Source organism: Sphingosinicella sp. SM1-17, assembly GCF_056821765.1.
In genome coordinates this window covers 1-993 of the sequence record NZ_JBPDIO010000004.1, presented here as the reverse complement: position 1 = coordinate 993, position 993 = coordinate 1, and the positions used below count along the sequence as shown (strand labels likewise).

Sequence of the window (993 nt, the reverse complement as noted above, 5' to 3'; positions counted from 1 at the left end):
GACCAACGGCAACGGCGTCCTCCACCACGTCGCCCCAGCCGACGACTGGAAGGACTTCTGACCAAACGGATCCGTGCAAAACGCGGACAGCGGTTCGCTACCACGATAGGAGAAATGCTGTGTTCGACCGACTGAAGATCAGCACCAAATTATTCACCTCATTGGGGCTCTTCGCGGCCATCATTGCGGCCTTGGTGTTGATCTTCAGCAGTACCGTACAGAATAACCGAGCCAGCTTCCAAACCTTGCTCTCCGACCGGGTCGAGCCGCTCGGTGACCTCAAGATCATTGCCGACAAATATGCCGTAGATATCGTCGACGCGACCCACAAGGCTCGCAACGGCAATATATCACTGGAGGAGGCCGCAAGGACCGTTGCAGCCGGTCGCGAAGAAATCCGGGAACGATGGGCCCGCTACCGGCAAACCCGGATCGAAGACGAAGAGGCTCGACTGGCAACCGCCGCCGAAGGTCAAATGAGCCGCGCAGACGCTGCCATCGATCGCCTCCAATCCATTCTTCAGCGGAGAGACAGAGCCGCCCTCGATAGTTTTGTGGTTGGCGAACTGTATCAGTTCATTGATCCTGTCTCGACCGCGATGGCAGCCCTCGTGGACATTCAGATCAGCATCGCCGGTGAAACGACCAGCACCGCGATCGACAATGCATCTTCCGCGCAGACAATCGCATTGATCCTCGCCGCAGTTGCCGCCCTCCTCTGGGCTTTCGCGTTCGCACTTACCCGATCGGGCGTCATCCGCCCGCTCAATACCATGACCTTGATCATGGACAGACTTGCACGTGGTGACCGCTCGATGGAAGTGCCATACGTCCATCGCACCGACGAGGTGGGGTCCATGGCCAAGGCCGTCCTGGTTTTCCGCGACGCTGCGATCGAACAGGAGAAAGCGGCCGCCGAGAAGACTCGCACCGATGCCGAGCAGAAGATGGTGGTGGACACTCTGGCCGAGGGTCTTGGAAGCCTCGCCCGGG

1 protein-coding gene is annotated in these 993 nt (G+C 59.3%); it reads left to right on the top strand.

Annotated elements, in window-relative coordinates:
• Positions 1-993, top strand: a 993-nt coding sequence (locus ACRYLT_RS17515) for a Tar ligand binding domain-containing protein (RefSeq protein ID WP_482665482.1), incomplete at both ends; no start/stop codon positions are given.